Source organism: Rhodococcus sp. As11 (genome assembly GCF_048957735.1).
GTDB lineage: Bacteria > Actinomycetota > Actinomycetes > Mycobacteriales > Mycobacteriaceae > Rhodococcus > Rhodococcus gordoniae.
On the sequence record NZ_JARDJE010000018.1, the window covers coordinates 63,939 to 87,960 of the forward strand.

The following is a 24,022-nucleotide window of genomic DNA, read 5'->3' on the forward strand; positions in this document are numbered from 1 at the left end:
TCGTACCGATCCGGTTCTGCGGGTGGGACCTGAGGGCACGCCCCCGTGCTCCCCACCAACCCCATCCGCTGGAGTTATCCACAGTTTCCACAGGTTCATCAACAGGTCTATCCATGCATGGACAATCACTCTCGAGACATCTCACAGCGGACGGCCGACGCACCGGTACACCGCGTCGCGTCCGACGCTGGAATGATCGGTTCATGGAATTGCGTATCTTCACCGAACCCCAGCAGGGCGCCACCTACGACGATCTCCTCGCCGTCGCGCAGACCGCGGAACGACTCGGTTACGGCGCGTTCTTCCGCTCCGACCACTACCTCGCCATGAACGTCGAGGGGCTGCCCGGGCCCACGGACGCGTGGATCACCCTGGCCGGTCTCGCCCGCGACACGTCGACGATCCGCCTCGGCACGCTCGTCACCTCGGCGACCTTCCGGCATCCCGGTCCGCTCGCGATCTCCGTCGCGCAGGTCGACGCCATGAGCGGCGGACGCGTGGACTTCGGCTTCGGAGCCGGCTGGTTCGAGGAGGAGCATCTCGCCTACGGCATCCCCTTCCCCGATCTGAAGACGCGGTTCGACCGCCTCGAAGAGTCCCTCGCCGTCATCACCGGCCTGTGGGACACGCCGGTGGGCGAGACCTTCTCGTACGAGGGCGAGCACGTGCGGATCGAGCAGTCCCCCGCGCTGCCCAAGCCGCATCAGCGTCCCCACCCGCCGATCGTCATGGGTGGGGCGGGCAAGAAGCGCACGCCGGCACTCGCGGCACGCTACGCCGACGAGTTCAACGTGCCGTTCGCATCGCTGGACGAGACGAAGACCTTGTTCGAGCGCGTGCGCTCTGCCTGCCGGGAAGCCGGACGCGACCCCGAGGAACTGATCTACTCGAACGCACTCGTGCTGTGCTGCGGCCGGGACGAGGACGAGATCGCCCGGCGTGCGGCACGCATCGGCCGAGAGGTCGACGAGTTGCGGGAGAACGGGCTCGCGGGCACACCGCAGGAGTTGATCGACACGATCCGCACCTTCGCCGAAGCCGGGACGCAGCGCATCTACCTACAGGTCCTCGACCTCGCCGATCTCGAGCACCTCGAACTGGTGGCGAGCGAGGTCATGCCTGCGGTCGCGGACCTGTAGCGAGGCCGGTGACTCCGGCTGCTCAGTGGCTGCTGGTGGAGCCGAGGAACGCTTCGATGTCCCGGCTCCACTCGCGGCTGCGGCGCACCTCGAGCCGCCAGTGCGCGAGCGCGAACAGTCCGGCCACGGCGACGAACGAGAACGTCCACAGCGACACCCCGGACAGCACCGCGGAGAACTTCGCCGCGGACGTGGTCAGCGGGGGCTGCGTGTATTCCCCGGAACTCGCATCGACCCAGACGGGAACCTCGCTACCCGCGGTCGCCAGGCTGTCGACCTGCACGAGGGCCTGACGCGTCTCGTCGCCCCATCCCCAGGTTACGGGGGCGGAGGAAATCTTCACGGCCTCACCCCAGCCGGAGGGATCGCCCGAGGCGTCGGCGTCGAGGACTGCCGTCACGGCGACGCGTTCGGCGTTCTGCTTCTCGGAGAGTTCGAGCTGGGAACTCCACATGGTGGCCGACACCCACACCGCGACGGGGATCAGGAGCGCCATCACGGCGACCATCAGGGTGAAGCATCGTGCCTCGAGCCTGTCGGTGCGACGCACGAGCGGATCCCGCCTGCGCAGACTTCGCCGTGTGCGCCGCAGGTACCCCGCTCTGGTCGTCATACCGGCACGCCGTCCCTTCCCCCTCTGGAATGATCCCTTTTCCCAGGATGCGTCTGCTCTCGGGGAAGTTCAAGGAACGCCAGCACATCTCACACTCACGATGTGAGGGGAGATGTGGTGCGCGACACCGTCGGGCACTGTCAGGCGCCGAGACCCACCGGGCAGCTCACTCCGGTGGCATGCACGGGGCAGTACCCGCCGGGGTTCTTCGCGAGGTACTGCTGGTGATAGTCCTCGGCGTAGTAGAACTGCGTCAGCGGTGCGATCTCCGTGGTGATCTCCCCGTAACCAGCGTCCGCGAGGCGTTTGCCGAAGGCTTCGGCAGTGGCCTCGGCGACCTCGATCTGCGTCTCGTCGTAGGTGTAGATCGCCGAACGGTACTGGGTGCCGTGGTCGTTGCCCTGGCGCATGCCCTGGGTGGGATCGTGGTTCTCCCAGAACTGCTGCAGGATGCGGTCGTACCCGATCACCTTGGGATCGAAGACGACGAGCACCACCTCGGTGTGCCCGGTCCGGCCGGAGCACACCTCCTCGTAGGTGGGGTTGGGCGTGTAGCCGCCGGCATATCCGGCCGCGGTCGAATGGACACCGTCGAGCTGCCAGAACTCCTTCTCGGCGCCCCAGAAACAACCCATACCGACGACTGCGGTCTGCATACCTTCGGGGAACGGGGGAACGATGCGATTGCCGTTGACGTAATGGGTCTCGGGGACGGGCAGCGGTTCGGCGCGACCGGGGAGGGCATCCTCGCGCCCCACCATCTGCGACTTCGAACCTGCACGGGCAAGGATCTCGTCGAACCAGGACATGACCCGATGCTACGCGCGTGCCGGAGCGGCGGTCCGTTCGTCGGAGGCGGCCCGCTTCGGCGCCAGCCAGCGGTTCTTGATCCACTGCGCGGCCGGGACCTCGACGGCGCGGTACAGCACTTCGGCGACGAGACCGCAGCCGATCAGGAGGAGCGCGATCGCCGTGGTCGTGCCGACGATGCCCACGGTGTTCTCGTAGATCCGGTACATCACGAGCGTGTGGGTCAGGTAGATGCAGTAGCTGCGGGTCGCGACCCAGGAGACGACGGCCGAGCGCGCGAAGCGGCCGTCGTACCGCGCGACCAGCACGACCGCTGCGAAGACCACCGTCACCGTCCACAGGTAGCGGCTGCCCGACCAGTAGACGTTGATGTCCGTCGCCATCACGATCGTCGCGATCTGCGCGAACAGCGCCGCCAGCAGTGCGCGAAGCGAGATCAGCCCCGCCCAGCCGAAGTACACGATCTGCCCGAGGAACAGGGTCGGCAGGGTCGACGCGATCTTCGACAGGAACGGCACCGTGTACGGCTCGGGCACGTACAGGTTGTAGAGGAGCACGAGCATGCACAGCACGGCACCGAGCATCGGCACCGCCACCGGCGCCGTCCGCAACAGCGACCGTCCCGCCACGCACCACAGATAGAAGGAGATCTGCGCGGCGAGCGTCCACACCACGCCGAGCACGATCACCTGCGGTTTCAGGAAGAACGCGCCGAGGAAGAAGGACAGGAACGCCTCGGAGACGGACACGGTGGTGTGGCCGCTGAAGGTGCCGTTGATGCCCAGCCACACGAGCACGACCGCGGCCAGGATCGACACCCAGAAGGCCGGCAGGAGGCGCGCGGCCCGGGCGATCAGGAACTTCCGCCGGTCCTGACGGATCGCGGACCGGGTGACGAGCATGCCCGTGAGCATCATGAAGGCCGTCACGCCCACGGACGACAGATGCTGATTGAGTCCGGCTCCCTCGACGAGCACCTCGTACGTGAGGTCGATGCCCCACCAGCCCGTACCGAGGTCGTCGATCAGATAGAAGGCGATGTGGGAGTAGAGCACGGCCGCGACCGCGACGAACCGGACGAGGTCGACGCCCGGGAGGTCCACACGCGGTGCGTCGGCCCCGCGTGTCGGTTCGTTCAGGAAGGGCCGAAACACGCGCCAATGTTAAGGTCCCGTTCACGCGGTGGTTGCCGACGGTCCCGTCGTACGACGGTTTCCGCTGGTGGGAGCCGTTGTCCGGAGGCGTCGCCCGTGCCGGGTGCTCTACGCCACAGTCGGGGTCCGGCCGTGTCCGCATTACGGCGAATGTTGCGGACGGTGTAGTTATGGGTTTGGGTGGAAACCCGAAAAGGTACGGAATAACTGCACGGGCCGGACGGCCCGGTGAAGAAGGGACCCTTCGTGGCTGAATACACACTTCCGGACTTGCCCTACGACTACGCAGCGCTCGAGCCGCACATCTCGGCGAAGATCATGGAGCTGCACCACTCGAAGCACCACGCCACCTACGTCGCCGGTGCGAACACCGCCCTCGAGAAGCTGGCCGAGGCCCGCGACAACGGCACCATGGCGGCGCAGGCGACCAAGCTCGAGAAGGACCTCGCCTTCCACCTGGGTGGTCACACCAACCACTCCGTCTTCTGGAACAACCTCTCCCCCGAGGGTGGCGACAAGCCCGAGGGTGAGCTCGCGGCGGCGATCGACGACGCATTCGGTTCGTTCGACAAGTTCCGCGATCACTTCTCCGCGAACGCGAACTCCATCCAGGGCTCCGGCTGGTCGATCCTCGCGTGGGATTCGATCGGGCAGCGTCTGCTCATCGTCCAGCTGTACGACCAGCAGGGCAACATCCCGATCGGCCTGACCCCGCTGCTCATGCTCGACATGTGGGAGCACGCCTTCTACCTGCAGTACCAGAACGTCAAGGCCGACTACGTCAAGGCCTTCTGGAACATCGTCAACTGGGCCGACGTGCAGGCCCGCTTCGAGCGTGCCCGTACCGCCACCTCCGGTCTGATCGTCTAGTTCGGATCGGGCACAGGTCGCGAGACCGACAACGAGGGCGCCGGGACACCGGCGCCCTTCGTCGTGTCCGGCGCCGGATCAGCTACGGGAATCGTCATCCGCCGCAGCGATTGCCGAGGCCGATGACAGAAGGTGTAGCGGAGGTGCTGGCACTCGGCACCTCTTGTGTGCCAACGGAGAAAACGGGCATTCTCCCCTTACCGACCGAGAGGGAGGGTGGGTGGGATGAACGCCGAGGAGCACAGCCGTATCGAGCTGTCCGCATTCCAGTCCGACGGGTCGCTGCGGGGTTTCGTCGTCTCGGGCAGATGGCCCGCGACCACCCGTGAATGGGCCCAGGTGCTGGCGATGACGGTGCGGATCGCGTCGCTGCCGGGACTGCTGCCCACCTCGACCGTGTTCGGGGTGAAGGAGGAACTGCCCGAGAACCCCGAACCCGGGACCGTGGGTCTCGTGGTCGCAGAAGGTCCGGTGCTCGGTGAGCGCGCCGTGCGGCCCGGACGATTCGCCGAACATCAGCCGCCGGCGCTGATCATGTTGCATCCACCCTCCGAGACGACGCCGTCGCTGCCGGAGAACGCCGGTGCAGCCTCGGGATGCGTGCTGCTCCCGGGGATTCCGCATCTCGGCCTCGAGCATCGCGCGGCGTGGGTCGAGGCCGAACCGGACGGCACGGTGACGGCGCTGGTCAGCAAGGTGGGAGTGGATCCGGGCAACGATCCCGACACCGCGATTCTGGCCATGCTGCTCGCTTCGTGAGGCCGCCCTGAAAATGAGAGTTCGGTTCTCCGAAAGTTAGCATTGCCTTTACAGAATTCGGTTTGCCGAGCTAACGTTGTCGTCGGCGAAGGGGAGTAGCCCCCAATCGCAGGGTCGACATACTGGCGGCGCCCGACACGGCGACGCCCGGCCCCGCGGACCGGACCATCTTCCGGTGGGTGAGACCTTCGGCCGCCCGATGCACCGTGCGTCCGGCGTCCGGAGGAAGCCCCGTTTCCTCCCTACGAAAGGAGGAGACACATATGTGGTCCGCACTCGTCCTGTCCTTCGCGGTCGTCTTCATTGCCGAACTCGGCGACAAATCCCAGCTCATGGCGATGACCTTCGCCCTGCGATATCGCTGGTGGGTCGTGCTGTCCGGGATCCTGTTCGCCACCACCGCGGTCCATCTCGTCTCGGTGGCCGTCGGGCACTATCTGGGCGTGGCGATCCCCGCGACCGCCATCGCGATCGTCGGCGGCCTCGCCTTCCTGATCTTCGGTGCGTGGACGCTGCGCGGCGACTCTCTCGACGACGACGAGCAGTCGAAGGCCGGACGCGTCGCGCGGTCCGCCTTCCTCGCGGTGACCTCGGCGTTCTTCCTCGCCGAACTCGGCGACAAGACGATGCTCGCCACCATCACCCTCGCGACCGACAACAACTGGGCCGGGGTGTGGATCGGATCGACGGTCGGCATGGTCGCCGCCGACGCGCTGGCCATCATCGCCGGCGCCGTGCTGGGCCGGCACCTGCCCGAGAACGCCATCCGTTTCGGCGCTGCCGCGCTGTTCTTCGGCTTCGGTGCGTGGATGCTCGGCGACGGACTGTTCCCGGAGACCGGCGCCGTGGGACCGATCGCCGGAGCGGTGGCCCTGCTGCTGTCCGTCGGCGTGATCGCGGCGATGCGCCTGCGGGCTCGTCGCGCCGCCGAGGACGAGTCCCCCGCCCTGATGCGGCCCTGATCACCCCCTCCGAACAGTGTTCTTCCTCCCCGAACAGGAGTATGCTTGCCGATAGGCAAATAAATTCGGAGGTGGTTCCATGTCTGATCTCTCAGGCAGCGCCCCTCGATCCGGAACTCCCCCGTTCGACGCGGAAGACGTCCACCGTCTGCGTATCGCGATCGGACGGATCTCCCGCCGCATGGGCATGTTCGCCTCGGAGGAAGGGCTGACGCGCTCGCAGTCGACCCTCCTCACGACCGTCGCCCGCCACGAGACGATCGGAGTCCGCGACCTCGCGGAGATCGAAGGGCTCAACCCCACCATGTGCTCGCGCATGGTGGGCAAACTCGAAGACGACGGGTTGCTCACCCGGTCCCCCGACGCCGGCGACAAGCGTGTCGTCCGCGTCCACATCACACCCGCCGGTGCCGCCCTGTCCGCGGAACTGCGCGCACGCCGCACCGCCCTGTTCGCCCGTCATCTCGCCGACCTGAGCGAACAGCACCTCGCTGCTCTGCACGACGCGCTGCCCGCCCTCGAGGCACTCTCGCAGCGCGTCGCCGATTCACCGCGCCCCTCCGCCGAGGGGGGTCGCCCGTGACAGTGCTCGCCGACATCAGAGGACAGACCTTCGCCGCCCTGCGCGGGCCCAACTTCCGCCTCTACATCAGCGGCCAGGCCGTCTCGCTCGTCGGCACGTGGATGCAGACGGTCGCACAGTCGTGGCTCGTCCTGCAGCTCACCGGCTCCGCGACCGCCATCGGCATCGTGCTCGCGCTGCAGACCGTGCCGATGCTGCTGCTCGGCCCCTACGGCGGCGTGGTTGCCGACCGATCCGACAAACGCCGGCTCATGATCGGGTTGCAGACCCTCATGGGTGTGCAGGCCCTGATCCTGGGGTTGCTCGTCGTCACCGACACCATCGCCCTGTGGCACGTCTACGTCCTGGCGGTCGCACTCGGCCTCAACCAGTGCTTCGAGAACCCCGCCCGACAGTCGTTCATGCTCGAACTGGTCGGTCCGGAGGATCTGCGCAACGCCGTGAGCCTGCAGTCGGTCCTCGCCTCGTGCTCCCGCATGATCGGCCCGGCCGTCGCCGGCCTGGTCATCGCCGCGGGCGGACTCGGCGTGTGCTTCCTGCTCAACGCCGCGAGCTTCGTCGCCGTCGTCACCTCGTTGCTGCGACTCGACGTCTCCCGGCTCCAGCGCTCCCCCGCCGCCGCCCGCGCGAAGGGACAGCTGCGCGAGGGTTTCGCCTACGTCCGCAGCACGTCCGACCTGGCCGTCCCGCTGCTGATGATGGCGCTCGTCGGATGTCTGGCCTTCGAGTTCCAGGTGGTTCTGCCGGTCCTGGCCGACCACACCTTCGCTGCCGGTGCCGGGGCCTACGGCTTCCTCACCGCCGCAATGGGCGCCGGGTCCGTCGTGGGCGGGCTTGTCGTCGCCACCTGGGGCCGGACCGGGACCCGGCCGCTCATCGTCACCTCACTCGCGTTCGGCATCGCCCTGGCCGTCGCCGCGGCGGCCCCGAACCTCACCACGCTCATCGTGGTCATGGTGATCGTGGGCGCCCTGAGCGTGACCTTCACATCCACCACCAACAGTTCGCTGCAGCTCGCCGCCGCTCCGACGATGCGCGGCCGGGTGATGGCCCTGTGGTCGGTCGCCTTCCTCGGCTCGACGGCCATCGGTGGTCCCATCGCCGGATGGGTCAGCGAGCAATGGGGTGGCCGGGCCGGACTGGTACTCGGCGCCGTCGCCTGTCTGGTGGCCGCAGCGATGGGTATCGTCGCGCTGCGCCGCAGGGCCTCCACCCCCGCGGAGGTCACGACGGTCACCGGCTAGGGTTCGTGACGAAGGACACTGACGAGCCCTACAGCTCGAGACAGGAGATACGAACAGTGGAGATTCAGGGATCCGCCGCGCTGGTGACCGGTGCCGCATCCGGTCTCGGCGCCGCAACCGCGCGCCGCCTCGCCGACGCCGGAGCTACCGTCTTCGGCCTCGACCTGCAGCAGTCCATCGACCGCGTCGGCGATTCCGCCCCCGCGGGCGTCACGCTCCTCGCCACCGATGTGACGAGCGGCGACGAGGTCCAGGCGGCCGTCGATCGCATCGTCGAATCCGGTGTTCCGTTGCGCATCGTCGTCAACTGCGCCGGTGTCGGCTGGGCCGGCCGCATCCTGTCGAAGAACGGCCCCCACGACCTGGAGCTGTTCCGCACGGTCATCACCGTCAACCTGCTCGGCACGTTCAACGTCATGCGCCTGGCGGCCGACGCCATCTCCAAGACCGGGACGGTCGACGAGTCGGGTCAGCGCGGCGTCATCATCAACACCGCCTCGGTGGCGGCCTTCGAGGGCCAGATCGGCCAGATCGCGTACTCCGCGTCGAAGGGTGGCGTGCACGGTATGACCGTCCCCGCCGCGCGCGATCTCGCGCAGTTCGGCATCCGCGTCAACACGATCGCCCCCGGCATCGTCGACACCCCGATGCTCGCCGGGGTCACCGAGGAGTACCGCAAGGGCCTCGAGGCCGGCGTGCCGTTCCCCTCGCGGCTCGCACAGCCCGCCGAGTACGCGCAGCTCGCGCAGATGATCGTCGAGCACGACTATCTCAACGGCGAGACCATCCGTATGGACGGCGCCCTGCGCATGGCGCCGCGCTAGGCGGCTTCGCCACCCGTGCGCGTTTCCGGTGGTTCCCGCTACCGGAAACGCGCACGTGCGCTGGACTGGTCACATGCGGATCGTTCTCGCCGTGCTGCTCGTCGGCGTGCTCGTCGGCGTCGCCGGGTGGGCGCTGCAACGACGCCTGATCTATCTGCCCGACACCACCGCTCCCCCGTCCGCCGCGACCGTCCTGCCGGGTGCCGAGGATGTCGTGCTCAGGACGTCGGACGGTCTCGAGCTCGACGCCTGGTTCGTGCCCGGCCGAAGCCCCGAGGGTGCCGGGCACGAATTCACCGTCCTGCTCGCCGCCGGTAACGGCGGCAACCGCCTCGGTCGCGCCGATACCACCGCCGACCTCGCCGCGGCGGGTTTCTCGACGCTGCTGCTCGATTACCGCGGTTACGGCGGCAACCCCGGCAGCCCGACCGAGGAGGGTCTCGCCGCCGATGCCCGCGCGGCACTGGACCATCTCCGCTCGCGCGACGACGTCGACCCCACCCGGCTGCTGTATTTCGGGGAGAGCCTCGGTTGCGCGGTCGTCACCGCACTCGCCGTCGACGAACCTCCGGCGGGGATGCTGCTGCGCTCGCCGTTCACCGATCTCGCCGCCGTGGCCCGGCACCACTATCCGTTCGTCCCCGCCGCCGTGCTGAAGGACGAGTTCCCGGTCGCCGAGCTCGCCGCCCGCATCGACGTGCCGATCACGGTCGTCTACGGCACCGCCGACACCATCGTCCCGCCGGCACAGAGCGCGGCGGTCGCCGATGCCGCCCGGCAGTTGTCCGAGCGGGTGCAGCTCGACGGTCTCGAACACAACGACCCGCCGATGTTCGGCGCTCCCGTGGTGGAGGCGCTGATCCGGCTCACAGCAGGCCTGTGAGCCGCGCCGCGCCGGCGTGATCGCTCGTGCGCGGAGCGCCCCTACAGGTCCTCGAGGTACGGGATGTCGAGCACCGCACGATCACTCATCCACTCGCGCAGCACCTTCGTCGCGATCACGTCGTCCTCGTTGTACTCGAGCAACCGCAGGCGCTGCGCCGGATCGGGCTCGCCCGCCATGCCCACGGCTTCGCGGTACCAGCTCATCGACGCCTCTCCCCCGGCCTCGGCGTCGCGCCAGTGATGCCCCGCGATCGGCGCGATCTTCTTCAGTCCCTTGCCGTTCGGGCACACGAACTGGTCGGTGACGGCCTGGAAGATGTCGACCCACTCGTTCGAGCCGATGAACGCCTTGATCTCCGCGAGCTCCGGCACACCCGGGAAACCGTGGAACCGCCGTGCCGACGACAACAACCACTTGTCCTCCGCCGACCGCGAATAGCAGTAGGCCGCAAAGGTCTTCCCCCGCCGTTCGGCGGCGCGCCGCTGATCCGACAGCCAGCGCCAGAACTCGGCGAACGAGCGTGCCTCGTCGTCGGTCGGCACGGGCTCCCACGTCGCGAACGGGATGTACTCGGACGACGAGCCCGCATTGAGCAGCGTGCCCCACAGATAGGCGCCGTGCTCGTGGTAGCTCTCCATGTCGATGTCGACCTCGACGTCGGCGCGGTGGACGTGCACGTGCCGGTACCGACGCACGAGCGGCGCACCGGCGAGCCAGGCCCGCGCCGTGACGATCGCGTCCTCGAACGAGCCCTGCGGCCACGCCTCGGGTTCCTCACCCTCCCACCGGGCGAGTCCGTCGATGGTGTGGACGTCGAGTTCACGCAGCACGGCGGCGCGTTGCCCCGGCGCCACCAGCGACACGTCGCGGCTCACCGTGAGTTCGGCGCGGCAGCGATCCCACCACGGGCAGGTCTTGCACTCGCCGATCTGCGACGGGGAGGTCGGGGTGCGGCCCCGGGCGATCTCGAGACGGTCGGTCAGACGGGCGTCGTAGTCGTCGAGGATCGGGTCGAGGTCGTGCACGAGGATGCAGTCGCCGCCGTACCCGATCGCGCCGGCGACCTTCGCGGAGCTTGCGAGCCCGTGCCGCTCGAGCATGCGGTACAGGTGCGCGAGCCGCATCTGGTCGCGCACCTGACTGCGCACCTTGCGGGTCTCGTCCACAGCGGGTGCCCACGCGAACAGATCGGTGGTGAGCGCGCCGCGTCCGGGATCGGTGACCTTGTGGTTGACGACGATCACCGGGATGTACCCACCGTGCTCGGCGTCGCGCAGCAGGACCTCCGACCGTCCGCGGCGTCCGGTGTCGGGTTCGCTCGGTAGTACCGCACCCCAGATCCGGTCGGCGCCCGCGCGGCACGCATCGAGCGTGCGTTGGGCGCGCTGCCGCATCGGTCCTTCGGGAGCGACGAGCACCCACCCCTCCGGGTCGGCGTCGAACAGCTTCTGACGGATCGCCTCGCGGTGCGCAGCCGCTGCCTCCTGACGTTGCCGAGCACCGGGATTCTCGGGTGCACCTGCGAGTTCGTCGGGGAAGGTGGCGTCGAGATAGACCCGGTGGCGGCACCTCGTCAGCGCAGCGGCCTCGAGGGCGACGACTGTGCGCTGTGACACTCCGCGTTCGGGCCGCGGTAGTTCTCCGGTTGCGTCCACGACATTCCAGGGTATTCCCTGCACAGGCGACGGCTCGCAGCACCGTCACGTTAGGCTGACGCGGGGCGCCGGAGCGTCGTGTCGTACCGAATTGGAGGGTGCTGTTCGATGGGGTTGTTCACACGGAAGCGTCGCGCGACTCGCAGGGCGGAAGCGAAGGCCTTGCGGACGAAGGCGAAGCTCGAGGCCAGACTGGTCGCGAAGAATCGGCTCAAGAACGACCGGCGGGCGGCGAAGGTCAGAACGAAGATCGACAAGAAGCTTGCGAAGTCGCAGGTCAAGCTCGATCAGGAACTCGTGAAGTCGCAGGCCAAGCTCGAGAAGGAACAGATCGCGACGCTCAAGGCGCAGAAGAAGGCCGCCGAGAGCCAGGGTCTCACCGCGGCGAAGGTGCGCCGTTATCTCGGCGTCGCACGCCTGCTCGCGCCGGTGCTCGTCCCGATCGTCTACCAGGCCGTCACGGCGCTGCGCGGTCAGCTCGACGCTCGTCGCGCGCAACAGCTCGGGGTGCCGATCGACGAGCTCGGTTCGTTCACCGGTCACGGTGCTCGTCTCAGTGCCCGCATCGCGGGGGCGGAGCACTCGCTCGCGAAGGTCGAGCAGCGCAACCCCAAGGACGCGGAGACGCAGAAGTTCGCCGCCGCGACCCGCGAACGGCTCACCGACCTGACCGCGGCGGTGCAGACGGCCGAGCAGATGCCGACCGCACGCCGGAAGTCGGCGCACGCGGCGATTGCCTCGGAACTCGACGGCATCGAAGCGGATCTCCTCGCACGCCTCGGCGTGCGCTGACCGAGCGGGATCGAGCACGACTGCAGTGACCAGGTACCCGACCGTTCTCGGCACCACCGCAGGCATCACCACCGCGGTGCTGGCGGTGGCCGCCCACGGCACCGCCGGCGGTGGTGTGCCGACGGGACCGGTCGCGGTACTGCTGGTCGCGGTCGCGGCGATCGTCGGGATCCTCGGCGCGCACCAGCCGTCGCTGCCTCCGCTGGTGCTCCTCGCCGGCGGACAGGCGGCCACACACGTCACGCTCACCGTGGTGGCTCCGGGCCACGAGCACATGTCGGTGTCCATGCTGGCCGCACACATGATCGCCGTGGTGGTGTGCGCCGTACTGCTCACCGCTGCGGTCCGCGTGTACGCGGCGTGCGGCACCGTGCTCCGGACGGTGCTGATGCGCGGTCCCGGTGTCGACGCGCCCGCCGTGCTCGCGCCGACCTCCTCGACCGACCGTCTGGTATGGGGACGCGCGCCTCCCGCCATCTCGAGGAGAGGACCACCGCTCGCCGCGACCGTGTCGTGACGATCGATCCTCTTACTACGAGAAAGACCCCATACATGTTCGAGTTCTCCCGTCGCGCCCTCGTGGGCGCGACAACGACCGCTGCGCTGATGGTCGTGGGCGCCGGCATCGCCTCCGCCCACGTCACCGTCGTCGCACCCGGCGCCGAGCAGGGCGGCTACTCCGTTCTGACCTTCCGGGTCCCCACCGAATCCGAGACCGCCGGCACCACGGCCGTCACCGTGGAACTTCCGGGCCTGCGCTCGGCGCGCACCGAGCCGCTGCCCGGCTGGACCGCGACCGTCGAGAAGGATCCCGAGTCGCAGCTCGCAACCTCCGTGACGTGGACGGCCGGACCCGACGTGCAGGTCGGGCCGGGGCAGTTCCAGCAGTTCGTCCTGTCCGCCGGTCCGCTGCCCGAGGAGGACGAGGTCGCCTTCCCCGCGATCCAGACCTACAGCGACGGTGAGGTCGTGACGTGGGACGAGATCGCGACCGGCGACGCGGAGCCCGAGCGTCCTGCTCCGACCCTGACCCTCGCAGCGAGCAGCGGTGACGGCCACGGCGGCGGCAGTGGTGACACGCACGCCACCGACACCGGGCAGACCGCCGGCGCAGCGGAGACCGGCAGCACCGACAGCACCGCGCGCTGGCTCGGTGGTATCGGCCTGGTGCTCGGCGCGCTCGGTGCCGCACTCGGCCTCGGCGCCGTGATCCGGGGGCGGCGGGCATGAAGCGCATCCTCGTTCTCCTCGCCGCGCTGACCGCGGCGCTGACCCTGTCCGTCGGTTCCGCGGCCGCCCATTCGGTGGTGCTGTCGAGTTCGCCGGAGGACGGCGCGCAGATCGCCGAGGCACCCGATCGGGTGACCGTGACGTTCAACGAGAACCTGCAGGAGCAGTTCGCGGCCCTGACCGTCGTCGGGCCCGACGGCAACCTGTGGTCGAAGAGCGACCCGATCATCGAGGGTGCGACCGCGGCCGTCGAACTCGACGGTCTCGGACCCGTGGGCGAGTACACCATCGCCTACCGGGTGACCTCCGCCGACGGGCATCCCGTCAGCGGAACCCGCACCTTCACGCTCACCCGGGAAGGAAGCGGAACGCCCGGTGCTGCGGCGTCCGGTGACGCAGCGTCCGGCGAGACCGGCTCGGAGTCGGGCGAGGGCGACGGCAGCGGACCCGCCGTGTGGTGGTTCGTCGTCGCGGGTGCCGTGGTGGTCGCCGCAGGTCTCGCCTTCGCGTTGCGCAAGCCGAAGGCCTGACCCGCATGATCCCGGAACGCCGGCAGTGGCTCGTCGTGGCCGCTGCCGGCGTCGCTTTCGGAACCGTCGCGGGTATCGCCGTGGCGGGTTCCCTCGCCCTGCCCGCCCCCTCGAGTTCGGTCCGGGCCGTCGGACTGTGTGTCGGCTCCACCGTGCTCGGACTCGCGGTGCTCGCCGTCCTGGTGCAACGGCAACGTCGGCCCTCGGTCACCCCCGAGACACTGTGGCGGACGATCGCCGCGCTCGGCGGTGTCTGGCTCGCGCTCGCGAGCGTCGACCTCGCCTGGGCCGCAGCCGCGGCGGCCGACGTTCCCGCCGCGGAACTGGACGTGCGACGCTTCGGGCAGTTCCTCGGCACCCCCACGGGACGCGTGGATGCGGCGGCGTGGGTGTGTATCGCCGCGATCGTCGCCGTCGCCGCGGTGGCGTACCGCCGGTCGGCGTCGTGGTCCACCCTGCCGGTGCTCGTCGCCGCGGCGCTCGCGCTGATCGCCCGGCCCGTCACGGGCCACATGGCGCAGCAGCCGCTGGGGTCGCTGTTCAACGCGGTGCACGTGCTCGCCGCCGCAGTGTGGTTCGGGGTGCTCGTGGCGCTGGCCGTGACCGTCCGGGGCCGCGGAGCGTGGGCGGAGCTGCTGCCGCGCTATTCGCACCTGGCCCTGCGATGCGTGGTGGCGTTGGTGGTGACCGGCGTGATCGACGCGGCGGTGCGGCTCGGTTCCGTCTCGGCGCTGCTGGGCACCGGTTACGGACGCATCGTGCTCGCGAAGGCGATCGTGCTGTGCGCCCTGCTGGGACTCGCGTGGAACTGGCGACGGAACTGGATTCCCGCTGCCGCGTCCCATCGTCTCCCGGAGGAGGAGTCGCTGCGCAACGCCGTCCTCGAGGTGTGCGCGATGTCGGTCGCGCTCGGGCTCGCGGCCGGGCTCGCGACCACCGGCTGAGCCGTCACAATGTGGCCGCGCGTTCCAGATCGTGTACGAACGAGCGGAACATGTCGTCGCGTTGCGATTTCGCCCGCAGTACCGCCGACGGGTGCACGGTGACGACCACCGCCGGATCGCACGACCCGCACAGCTCCTCGGGCAGGTGCAGGACCTCCCCGCGGTGCTGTGTGAGCTTGAAATCCTTGCCGAGCAGCGACTGCGCCGCCGTGGCACCGAGACACACCACGACGTCGGGACGAACGGCGTCGAGTTCGGCCTCGAGCCACGGCCGGCACGCGGCGACCTGACCCCCCGACGGTTTCTTGTGGATCCGCCTGCGGCCGTTGGCGGATCGGTCGAAACGGAAGTGTTTGACGGCGTTGGTCACGTACACCGTCCCGCGGTCGATCCCTGCGCGTTCGAGAGCCTTGTCGAACAGATGCCCGGCCGGGCCGACGAACGGCTCTCCCGCGATGTCCTCCTCGTTGCCCGGTTGCTCGCCGACGAACAGGATGCGCGCGTCGCGCACTCCGGCGCCGAATACGGTGCGTTCGGCCGCCTTGTAGAGATCGCATCCCCGGCACCCCGCGGACGCGGCGGCGAGGTCGGCGAGGTCGCGGCTGTCGGGTACGTACTGCTGCGCGCCGGGATGGATCACCATGGCTGTCGCATACCCGGCTTCACCGCTGTTGCACCAGTCGCGCGATCCAGGTGCGACTGTCGGCGGGATCGATGACGTCGTCGAGTTCGAAGCTCGTCGCCGCCTGCAGCGCCTTTCCCTGCTGGTAGGCGAGGGCGACGAGCCGGTCGAACAGTTCTTCGCGTTCCCGGGGTGTCTCCGCGGCGTCGAGTTCCTTGCGGAATCCGAGCCGCACGGCCCCTTCGAGTCCCATCCCGCCGATCTCGCCCGTCGGCCACGCGACGGTGAATTCGGGTGCGTGGAAGGATCCGCCGGCCATCGCCATCGCGCCGAGCCCATAGCCCTTGCGGAGGATGATCATGCCGAACGGGACGGTCAGACGTGCGCCGGCGACGAAGAAGCGCCCGAAGCGGCGCACGGTGGCGTCCTTCTCCGATTCGGGGCCGACCATGAATCCCGGTGTGTCGCACAGACTCACCACGGGAAGCCGGTGCGATTCGCACAGTTCCAGGAAGTCCGCGGCCTTGTCGGCGGCCTCCGCATCGATCGCTCCGCCGAGATGGGCGCTGCTGTTGGCGAGGACGCCGTAGGAGGCACCCTCCACTCGCATCAGGGCGGTGACGATGCCGACGCCGTAGTCCGGCCGCAGCTCCAGCACCGATCCGATATCGGCGATCGCGTCGATCGCCGACCGCACGTCGTAGGCGCGGAGACGGTTCTCCGGCACCACATGTCGCGTGAGACGCGGGTCGGGTGCCTGCCGGTCCTCGTGCGGCGCGGTGAAATAGGCGAGATATCTCCGGGCGACGTCCACGGCATGTGCCTCGTCGCGTGCTGCGACGTGCACGACGCCGTTGCGGCGTTGCACGTCGATGGGCCCGATGTCCTCGGGGCGGTGCACGCCGAGTCCTCCGCCCTCGATCATGGCGGGACCGCCCATGCCGATGTTGGCGTCGGGGGTCGCGACGAGCACGTCGCACACCCCCGCGAGTGCGGCGTTGCCCGCGAAGCAGCGGCCGGAGACGATCGCGACGGTGGGCACGCGTCCGCGCAGCGACGCCATCGAACGGAAGGTGGGCAGTTCGAGGCCCGCACCGGGACCGGCGTCGACGTCCCCGGGTCGTCCGCCGCCACCCTCGGCGAACAGCACGAGCGGCACCCGCCGCCGGGCGGCGAGTTCGAGCAGCCGATCGGTCTTCCGGTGGTTGTTCCGGCCCTGGGTTCCCGCGAGAACGGTGTAGTCGTAGGACATCACGACCACCTCGGCCCCACCGATCCGCGCGGTACCGCCGACGAGCCCGTCCGCCGGGGTGTTCGCGATCAGGTCCTCCTCGCTGCGGCGGCTGCGCTGGGCCGCGAGGACGAGCGGCCCGTACTCGACGAACGTGCCGTCGTCGACGAGATCGGCGATGTTCTCCCGTGCCGTGCGCCGTCCCTGCCGGTGCCGTCTCGCGATCACGTCCGGCCGCGCCGCGTCGGCAGTGGCCTCGTGACGGCGACGGACCTCGTCGAGATCGTCACGGCCGGTGTCGGGATCGACCGCGGCGACACCGCCCGTCGCGGTGTCCGCGTCGAGTACGCGGACCACCGCGAGCACCGTGCCCGGGTCGACCGTGCGGCCCGGTTCGACGAGTACGCGTTCGATCACGGCGTTGCCCGGCGCCCGGATCTCGTGCTGCATCTTCATCGCATCGAGCACGGCGATCGGCGCACCCGCCGGAGTCGTGTCGCCGGTGCGGGCGATCTCCACGACGGTGCCGACCATCTCGGCGCGTACCGCGTGTTCGTCGGCGCGCAGATCCGTGTACTCCACCGGAGCTGTCGTGGTGGTGTCGACGAAATCCGGGAGTCGCTCCCCCAGCCACGTGGTGTGGACGGTGCCGCACCGGAACTCCTTGTCGTCCACTATTTTCCGCAGAAGTTCGCGGTTGGTGCCGAGACCGTCGACGACGAACTCGCCGAGCGCCGTCGACGCCTTGCGCAGGACCGCCGCCCGATCACCGGACCGCACGTACGCCACGACCTTGGCGAGCAGCGAATCGTAGCGGCCGGTCACCTCGAGACCGGGCCGTCCGTGGGTGTCGACGCGGATCCCCGGACCGGTGGGTGGCGTGAACGCGGTGAGCGTCCCGGCGGTGGTCAGGGCGATCCCGTCGGCGCGCGGCGTCTCGGCGTTGACGCGCACCTGCACCGCGATGCCGTGTGCCGCAGCGGGACGTCCTGCGATGGTGTTGCTGTCGAGAGTGATTCCCGTCGGCAGACCGAGTTCCTCGAATGCCGCCCCACGGGCGATCGCCAGCTGGATCGCCACGAGGTCGACGCCCGTCACCTCCTCGGTGACGGTGTGCTCCACCTGGATTCGCGGGTTGACCTCGAGGAACACGAATCCGTCGTCGTGGACGAGGAATTCGACGGTGGACAGTCCGTGGCAGCCGACGTGCCCGATCAGCCGGACGGCCGCGCCGTGCAGCGCCTCCCGCAACGACTCCGGCAGGTCGGGCGCAGGCGCGATCTCCACCAGCTTCTGGTGCCGGCGCTGCACACTGCAGTCGCGGTCGCCGAGTGCGACCGCGCGAGTACCCGATTCCGATTCGGTGGCCACGACCTGCACCTCGACGTGCCGGGCACGCTCGACGAGCCCCTCCGCGTACAGCCTGTCGTCTCCGAAGGCAGCCAGTGCTTCGGCCGCGGCGAGCCGCAGCGCCTCGTCGAGGTCGGCGGCGTCGCGGACCACACGCATGCCGCGACCGCCACCACCCGAGAGCGCCTTGACGACGATCCCGTTCGGATGGTCGAGCAGGAAGGCCCGCACGGAATCCGGATCCCTGGCCTCGACGGCGGCGATCACCGGGAGGCCGAGTTCGTCCGCCACCTCGCGGGCGGCGCGCTTGTCGCCGAGGACGCGCAGCGCCTGCGGGGACGGTCCGACGAAGGTGAGCCCGGCATCCGCGCAGGTCTGCGCGAAGGCGGCGTTCTCGCTGAGGAATCCGTAACCCGGGTGCACGAGCGTGCACCCGGTCGCCCGGGCGACGCCGACGATCGCGTCGGGGTCGAGATAGGCCGACGGACCGGTGCCCGGAAGGGCTTCGGCCCGCGTGGCGGCGCGAACGTGCGGAGCGTCGGCGTCGTCCGTGGCATGAACGGCGACCGTGTCGAGTCCGAGGTCTCCGGCCGTGCGGACGATCCGCAACGCGATCTCACCCCGGTTGGCTACGAGCAACATCGACGATCCTTCCCTCGGCAGCGGTTGTATCCACTCCTACTCCGGTCGGCACCCGCACCGCAGACCGCCGTCTCACGCGACGACCACGGGACGGTACCGCAGGGCGCGGCCGAGACCGAGCGCCATCGACACGGACGTGATGGAGGCCGTCGCCATGATCGCGGCGAGCACCACCACTTGGAACCGTCCGGCCTCGACCGGTGACAACCCGCCGAAGATCGCGCCGACGAAGGCTCCGGGCAGGGTCACCAGACCGGTGGTCCTCGTCTGATCGGTCGACGGGATCATCGCCGCGTGCACGGCGAACCGGGCGGGTGAGAGCGTCGCCTGCCGCATGGTCGCGCCGAGCGCCAGCCAGCCCTCCACCTCGGACCAGTGGTCGTCGACGGTGTCGTGGAAGCGGCGACCGGCGAGGGTCGCGACCGTCATCGTGTTGCCGATGATGATGCCGCCGAGCGCGAGCGCGTAACGCGGGGTGGCCTCCACCGCGCCGGTCGCGAAGACGACACCCGCCGAGACGAGCACGCCGGTCAGCATCGCGGCGGCCGTCACCCCGCGCACGACGGCGTCGCTCCCGATGCGTCGGCAGGCCGTCCACCACGCGACGGTGAACATCACCACGAGCACCACGGCGACCCAGCGGGCGTCGGCGATGACACCGGAGAGCACGACGCTGATGAGTGCGAGCTGGACCGCGCCGCGGGCGATGGCACCGACCGGCGCGAATCGGTGCGGGGCGCGGAACGCCCACAGGACCGCCGTCGAGATCGCAGCAAGGGCGAGGACACCGACGATCGTGCGGATCAGGACGGACGGGTCGATCACGGGGTCGACGTTAACGACCCCGTTCACCGGATGCCGCCCTATCGACGCTCGGGCGCGGCGTGTGGAAGATCCGCGGCGGACGCCACCGGCCAGCGCCGCGGATCGGGACCGAGCTCCCGGAGCTGCCCGACCTGCTCGCGGCACCACACCGACACGTCACGGCGTCCCTCGACGACGTCCTCGGAGAACTCCCCCCAGTCGACCCATTCGGTGTCGTGCACCTCCGACGGCTCGGGGGTGGGCTCCGGCCCGTCGTACAGCACCCGGAAGACGGGGCAGATCTCGTTCTCCACGATGCCGTTGTCCATCACCGCCCGGTATCGGAAGGACGGCAGGACGACCTCGATGTCGTGCACCTCGAGTCCGAGTTCCTGACCCAGCCGGCGGCGCACGGCCTCGGTGAGCGGCTCGTCCGGAGCCGGATGGCCGCAGCAGCTGTTCGTCAGGACACCGGGGAAGGTCGACTTGTCCAGGGCCCGCCGGGTGAGCAGAACGTGTCCGTGGGGATCGAAGACGTACGACGAGAAGGCGAGGTGCAGCGGGGTGTCGGTGGTGTGCACCGTCGCCTTCGGCTCGATTCCGACCGCGCGGCCTGCGTCGTCGAGCAGCACGACCTGTTCCATGTGATGTCCTGTTCTGTATTCGTGTCCGAATGCCGGCTCGGCCGGGCAGGTGTCACCGGTCCTGCGGCGCGGTGACCACTCCCAGTCTCGACCGTGTGCGCAGTGTGGTCCAACCGGCCGAGGCCAGCTGGGGTGCCGCCACCGACAGGCGCCGGCGCCGCGACACGCGTGCGCGCTGGTGGAGTACCCGGTATCCGCTCTCCTCCACCGCTCTCAGGATGTCGCCGTAGAGCACGAAGGCGGTGCGCATCGCGGGCCGCACCTCGGGGTCGAGCAGGTCGATGCCCGGTTCGGCCACACGGTAGATCGAGCGGGTGTGCGCGATCAGATGCGCCAGGGCGCGCTCGAGCCGCACGTCGCGCTGCCCGGTCCGCCGGCAGTGCCACAGCAGCTCCTCGTCCACGTCGAAGGCGGCGAGCACATCGGTGGGCAGGTAGATGCGGTCGCGGTCGAGGTCCTCCCCCATGTCGCGGATGAAATTGGTGAGCTGGAAGGCCTCACCGAGTGCGGCGGCGGGGGCCTCGGCCCGCTCGCGTTCCGTCTCGATCCCCAGGATGGGCAGCATCTGCAGTCCGATGACGGCAGCCGAGCCGTACATGTACTCCGACAGTTCGTCCATCGTGCGGTACCGCGAACGGAACAGCTCGGTGCCGGGGATGTCCATCCGCATCGAGCGAAGGAAGGCGTAGTAGTACTCGTGCGGGATGTCGTACCGCTGCGTGGTGTCGACGAGTGCTCGTAATACGAGACCGAATTCGTCGTAGGTCGGTGGTCGGCCGCCGAGCGCATCGGTGAGCCGGCGTTCGAGTGCGTCGAGAACCGGTGCCGCGTCGACCGGTTTCACGTCGACGATGTCGTCGACCATCCGCGCGAAACCGTAGAGCGCATGCACCCCGGCACGTTTGGACGCCGGGAAGACACGGGTCGCGAGGAAGTAGGTCTTGCCGTGGCGCCGGTTGAGTTCACGGCACAGCCGGTACGCCTCGTGCAGGCCGGGATCGATTGCGTCGAGTTCACCCATGAGCCGTCGCACCCATTTCCATCGGGACCGGCACCGGCGTGGAACCGGTGAAGTTGCTACCCGAGATACGTTCCGCGGCAAGCCGTCCCGAGATGATCACGGTCGGGACGCCGACTCCGGGCGTGGTGCCCGACCCGGCGAGAACGAGATTGTCGACCCCGGGCACGAGGTTGGGTCGGCGGAAGGGACCGGTCTGACGGAAGAGGTGTGCTGCCGAGAACGGGCTGCCGTCGAGCATCCCCTTGTCCGCCCAGGTCTGCGGGGTGTCGAGATGGTCGATGCGCATGGCACTCGTCAGATTCCGGTAGCCGCGACGCTCGAGGACCTGCTGGATCTCCCGCATGTACGGCCTGCCCAGACGGCCCCAGTCGAGAGGCGCGGACGCGAGATTCGGGCACGGTGCCAGCACCGAGACCGGCTCGCACTCGACGCCGCCCCGCACGATCCGCAGGGACGGATCGGTCACGGCGGGTCGCGTGATGAGCAGCGACGGATCCGCCATCAACCGGCCGTGACCGCGCGGCGCCGTGATCCGGGCGAAGGTCTCCGACCACTCGGCACCGAAATCGATGGTGTGGTGGGAGTCCGACGGCCAGGCCCGGGTCACGTCGGTGGGCACCGTGCCGTGGAAGACGACGGCGGACGGCGACGCGACCGTCGCGCTCCGGCTGCGTCGGCGTGGCAGGACCCCGGCACGGAGGAGCAGATCGTCCACCACGGGCAGATCCGCGGTGAGGACGAAGGCGTCGGCGGTGAAGTACCGGCCGTCCGCGGATCGCACGCTTTCCGCGCGGCCGTCCTCGACGCGCAGTTCCGCCACGTCGATCCCGGTGTGCACCGTGCCGCCGTTGCGTACCAGGGCGTCCGTCATGGCAGCGGCGATGGCGGACATGCCGCCCTTCGGGAAGTAGACGCCGAGCGAGGTGTCCATGTGGGCGATGGCGCCGTAGACCGCGAGGGCCGTCGCCGGGGCGGTTCCCGCATAGAGCGCCTGGAAGGTGAAGATCCGCCGGAGCCGGTCGTCCTTCACGAAGGACCCGACGCGTGCTCCGAGGCGACCGAAGCCGCCGAGCCGGACCAGGTTCGCGGTGTCCCGCAGCGCCGCGGGCGTCGATACCAGGTCGAGCGGCGAGTCGAAGTTGGAGTCGATGTAGCGGTCGAACTCGGCGTCGAAGATCGACGCGAGCCAGCGGCGCAGCCGCCGGTATCCGCCGGCTTCGTCGGGGCCGCACACCCGCGCGATCTCGGCGGTCATCTCGTCCGGATCGGCGTACACGTTCAGGGCGGTGCCGTCGGCGAAGCGCGCGTGGTAGCCGGGTGCGAGCGGGGTGAGGGCGAGTGCCGGGGCGGTCGAGTCGAAGGATTCACCGACGGCGGCGAGCGCGTCGGCGATCAGGTCCGGCATCGTCAGCACACTGGCCCCGTTGTCGATGTCGTAGAGATGCCGGCCGTCCTCGAAGACCGGGTACGTACCGACGCGACCGCCGACCGTGTTCTCGCGTTCGAGGACGGTGACGCGCTTGCCGGCTCCGGTGAGATGGAGCGCTGCGGACAACCCCGCGAGGCCCGCACCCACCACGACGACGGACTCGGCGGGGCCGCTGACGGATCTCATGCCTTCCCTCCCTGTACGCGTGGCGTCACCTGCTCCACGCGGGTGCGCGCTTCCATGAACAACTGGAGAAAACCTACGGACGGATGCGGGTGCCGGTTGTCGTTGGGCCGGGCTTCGGATGGGTGCATGTCGGTGTTCCTCTGGTCGCCGCCGGAGCTGTTCGGGTGTCGTATCGGTTCTTCTCGGTCGGTTCTGGTGACGGCCCTCACGCCGCCTCGTCCCGTATTCGGAGCCGGGTGGCGGGCGGATGGGTCCGGTTCCCGGATCTCTGCCCGACCGGTCCGGTCCCTTCCTTCGAACGGCGCGATACGGTCGACCTATGGCTGCCCGCAAGACCGCTGTGCTCCGACGCCCACCGGAGACCGACGACTATCTCTACGAACCCACCGAGCGCCGGATCAGGGGTGAGTGGTTCGGCCGGACCGTGGTCGACAGCAGCCGGGCCGTACTGGTGTGGGCACCGGGCAAACCCGTCCCGTTCTATGCCTTCCCCCGTGAGCACGTCCGGCTCGACCTGATCTCGGCCTCCGTGTCGCCCAGCCGATCCCGGCAGGACGTGTGGCAGTGGTACGACATCGTCGTCGGCGACCGGCGGGCCTATTCACCCGTCTGCCAGCTCGACGTCGACGGGCTCGACGACCGCCTCGTCTTCCAGTGGTTCCGGTGGGGTGAGACGGGGCCGGGCGAGGACCTCGACGAGGGCGAGCGGTGGTTCGAGGAGGAGACCGAAGTGTTCACCCATCCGCGCGATCCCTTTCACCGAGTCGACGCATTGCGCAGCTCGCGCCACGTGCGGGTGACCATCGGCGACGTCGTGGTCGGCGAGACCCGCAATCCTGTGCTCGTGTTCGAGACCGGCCTGCCGACCCGCTACTACCTGCCGCCCGAGGACGTCGACTTCTCGGTGCTCGAGGAATCGGAATGGCGGACGAGCTGCCCCTACAAGGGCATCGCCCGGTACTGGTCGTTCTCCGGCACGCCGCCCGAGGACAACGTCGCATGGTCGTATCCCGAGCCGTTCCCCGGCATGGAGTTCATCGAGGGATACGTGTGCTTCTACGACGACGCCGCGGAGATCACGGTCGAGGAGTGAGGACG

At 69.3% G+C, this 24,022-nt stretch carries 24 protein-coding genes; 14 read left to right on the plus strand and 10 right to left on the minus strand.

The window, feature by feature from the left end; all coding sequences use genetic code 11:
- Positions 1-203: 203 nt before the first annotated feature.
- Positions 204-1,139 (plus strand): LLM class F420-dependent oxidoreductase, encoded by a 936-nt coding sequence (locus PV766_RS19620; RefSeq protein WP_129974908.1) that lies wholly within the window; start codon positions 204-206, stop codon positions 1,137-1,139.
- Between the two features lie 22 nt (positions 1,140-1,161).
- Here PV766_RS19620 and PV766_RS19625 read toward each other — a convergent pair whose 3' ends face one another.
- The 3 genes from PV766_RS19625 to PV766_RS19635 form a co-directional block, all read right to left on the minus strand.
- Positions 1,162-1,689, minus strand: coding sequence for a hypothetical protein (locus PV766_RS19625; RefSeq protein WP_421097684.1), 528 nt, complete (start codon positions 1,687-1,689; stop codon positions 1,162-1,164).
- 203 nt (positions 1,690-1,892) lie between these two features.
- Positions 1,893-2,561, minus strand: a complete 669-nt coding sequence (gene msrA / locus PV766_RS19630) for a peptide-methionine (S)-S-oxide reductase MsrA (protein WP_064065212.1) — start codon at positions 2,559-2,561, stop codon at positions 1,893-1,895.
- 9 nt (positions 2,562-2,570) lie between these two features.
- Complete coding sequence (locus PV766_RS19635; RefSeq protein ID WP_064065211.1) at positions 2,571-3,665, minus strand: acyltransferase family protein; 1,095 nt, start codon at positions 3,663-3,665, stop codon at positions 2,571-2,573.
- A 297-nt stretch (positions 3,666-3,962) separates the two neighbouring features.
- Here PV766_RS19635 and PV766_RS19640 point away from each other — a divergent pair, with 297 nt between their 5' ends.
- The 7 genes from PV766_RS19640 to PV766_RS19670 all read left to right on the plus strand — a co-directional run bounded on the left by PV766_RS19640 (position 3,963) and on the right by PV766_RS19670 (position 9,841).
- On the plus strand, positions 3,963-4,586 hold the full coding sequence (locus PV766_RS19640) for a superoxide dismutase (RefSeq protein WP_026002841.1): 624 nt from the start codon (positions 3,963-3,965) through the stop codon (positions 4,584-4,586).
- A gap of 225 nt (positions 4,587-4,811) precedes the next feature.
- On the plus strand, positions 4,812-5,345 hold the full coding sequence (locus tag PV766_RS19645) for a hypothetical protein (protein ID WP_016932139.1): 534 nt from the start codon (positions 4,812-4,814) through the stop codon (positions 5,343-5,345).
- A 263-nt stretch (positions 5,346-5,608) separates the two neighbouring features.
- On the plus strand, positions 5,609-6,307 hold the full coding sequence (locus PV766_RS19650) for a TMEM165/GDT1 family protein (protein WP_064064181.1): 699 nt from the start codon (positions 5,609-5,611) through the stop codon (positions 6,305-6,307).
- A 79-nt stretch (positions 6,308-6,386) separates the two neighbouring features.
- Positions 6,387-6,890, plus strand: a complete 504-nt coding sequence (locus tag PV766_RS19655; protein ID WP_255161998.1) for a MarR family winged helix-turn-helix transcriptional regulator — start codon at positions 6,387-6,389, stop codon at positions 6,888-6,890.
- Positions 6,887-8,134, plus strand: coding sequence for an MFS transporter (locus PV766_RS19660; RefSeq protein ID WP_371053406.1), 1,248 nt, complete (start codon positions 6,887-6,889; stop codon positions 8,132-8,134). The genes PV766_RS19655 and PV766_RS19660 overlap by 4 nt, the downstream gene beginning before the upstream one ends.
- 56 nt (positions 8,135-8,190) lie before the next feature.
- Positions 8,191-8,958, plus strand: a complete 768-nt coding sequence (locus tag PV766_RS19665; protein ID WP_064064183.1) for an SDR family NAD(P)-dependent oxidoreductase — start codon at positions 8,191-8,193, stop codon at positions 8,956-8,958.
- A gap of 73 nt (positions 8,959-9,031) precedes the next feature.
- Positions 9,032-9,841, plus strand: a complete 810-nt coding sequence (locus PV766_RS19670) for an alpha/beta hydrolase (RefSeq protein WP_421097685.1) — start codon at positions 9,032-9,034, stop codon at positions 9,839-9,841.
- A gap of 41 nt (positions 9,842-9,882) precedes the next feature.
- On the opposite strand, the gene PV766_RS19675 is transcribed toward PV766_RS19670, so the two are convergent.
- Positions 9,883-11,460 carry a TM0106 family RecB-like putative nuclease gene (locus PV766_RS19675; protein ID WP_421097698.1) on the minus strand — a complete coding sequence of 526 codons (1,578 nt, stop codon included), beginning with the start codon at positions 11,458-11,460 and terminating at the stop codon, positions 9,883-9,885.
- Positions 11,461-11,607: 147 nt separating this feature from the next.
- Here PV766_RS19675 and PV766_RS19680 point away from each other — a divergent pair, with 147 nt between their 5' ends.
- From PV766_RS19680 to PV766_RS19700, 5 genes are read left to right on the plus strand one after another with little or no spacing between them, the layout of a single operon-like run.
- Positions 11,608-12,291 carry a DUF6474 family protein gene (locus PV766_RS19680; RefSeq protein WP_016933497.1) on the plus strand — a complete coding sequence of 228 codons (684 nt, stop codon included), beginning with the start codon at positions 11,608-11,610 and terminating at the stop codon, positions 12,289-12,291.
- 25 nt (positions 12,292-12,316) lie between these two features.
- Positions 12,317-12,808 (plus strand): hypothetical protein, encoded by a 492-nt coding sequence (locus PV766_RS19685; protein WP_064064186.1) that lies wholly within the window; start codon positions 12,317-12,319, stop codon positions 12,806-12,808.
- Between the two features lie 35 nt (positions 12,809-12,843).
- Entirely contained in the window at positions 12,844-13,521 is a 678-nt protein-coding gene (locus PV766_RS19690; protein ID WP_064064187.1) for a YcnI family protein, read from the plus strand.
- On the plus strand, positions 13,518-14,051 hold the full coding sequence (locus tag PV766_RS19695) for a copper resistance CopC family protein (protein ID WP_255161993.1): 534 nt from the start codon (positions 13,518-13,520) through the stop codon (positions 14,049-14,051). The genes PV766_RS19690 and PV766_RS19695 overlap by 4 nt, the downstream gene beginning before the upstream one ends.
- 5 nt (positions 14,052-14,056) lie before the next feature.
- A complete protein-coding gene (locus tag PV766_RS19700; protein ID WP_421097686.1) occupies positions 14,057-14,995 on the plus strand; it encodes a copper resistance D family protein in 939 nt (312 codons plus the stop codon).
- A gap of 4 nt (positions 14,996-14,999) precedes the next feature.
- Here PV766_RS19700 and PV766_RS19705 read toward each other — a convergent pair whose 3' ends face one another.
- The 6 genes from PV766_RS19705 to crtI all read right to left on the minus strand — a co-directional run bounded on the left by PV766_RS19705 (position 15,000) and on the right by crtI (position 22,924).
- Positions 15,000-15,638: a UdgX family uracil-DNA binding protein gene (locus tag PV766_RS19705; protein WP_129974919.1), complete on the minus strand. Its 639-nt coding sequence runs from the start codon at positions 15,636-15,638 to the stop codon at positions 15,000-15,002.
- Positions 15,639-15,657: 19 nt separating this feature from the next.
- Positions 15,658-18,840, minus strand: coding sequence for a carboxyl transferase domain-containing protein (locus PV766_RS19710; protein WP_421097687.1), 3,183 nt, complete (start codon positions 18,838-18,840; stop codon positions 15,658-15,660).
- A 72-nt stretch (positions 18,841-18,912) separates the two neighbouring features.
- Positions 18,913-19,665 carry an ABC transporter permease gene (locus tag PV766_RS19715; protein ID WP_064064192.1) on the minus strand — a complete coding sequence of 251 codons (753 nt, stop codon included), beginning with the start codon at positions 19,663-19,665 and terminating at the stop codon, positions 18,913-18,915.
- Between the two features lie 38 nt (positions 19,666-19,703).
- Positions 19,704-20,288, minus strand: coding sequence for an isopentenyl-diphosphate Delta-isomerase (idi, locus tag PV766_RS19720; RefSeq protein ID WP_129974925.1), 585 nt, complete (start codon positions 20,286-20,288; stop codon positions 19,704-19,706).
- Between the two features lie 52 nt (positions 20,289-20,340).
- Entirely contained in the window at positions 20,341-21,309 is a 969-nt protein-coding gene (locus PV766_RS19725; protein WP_371053408.1) for a phytoene/squalene synthase family protein, read from the minus strand.
- Entirely contained in the window at positions 21,302-22,924 is a 1,623-nt protein-coding gene (gene crtI, locus PV766_RS19730) for a phytoene desaturase family protein (RefSeq protein ID WP_421097688.1), read from the minus strand. The genes PV766_RS19725 and crtI overlap by 8 nt, the downstream gene beginning before the upstream one ends.
- A gap of 319 nt (positions 22,925-23,243) precedes the next feature.
- Between crtI and PV766_RS19735 the strand changes: the two genes are divergently transcribed.
- Positions 23,244-24,017, plus strand: coding sequence for a DUF427 domain-containing protein (locus tag PV766_RS19735; RefSeq protein WP_064064194.1), 774 nt, complete (start codon positions 23,244-23,246; stop codon positions 24,015-24,017).
- Positions 24,018-24,022: the final 5 nt, after the last annotated feature.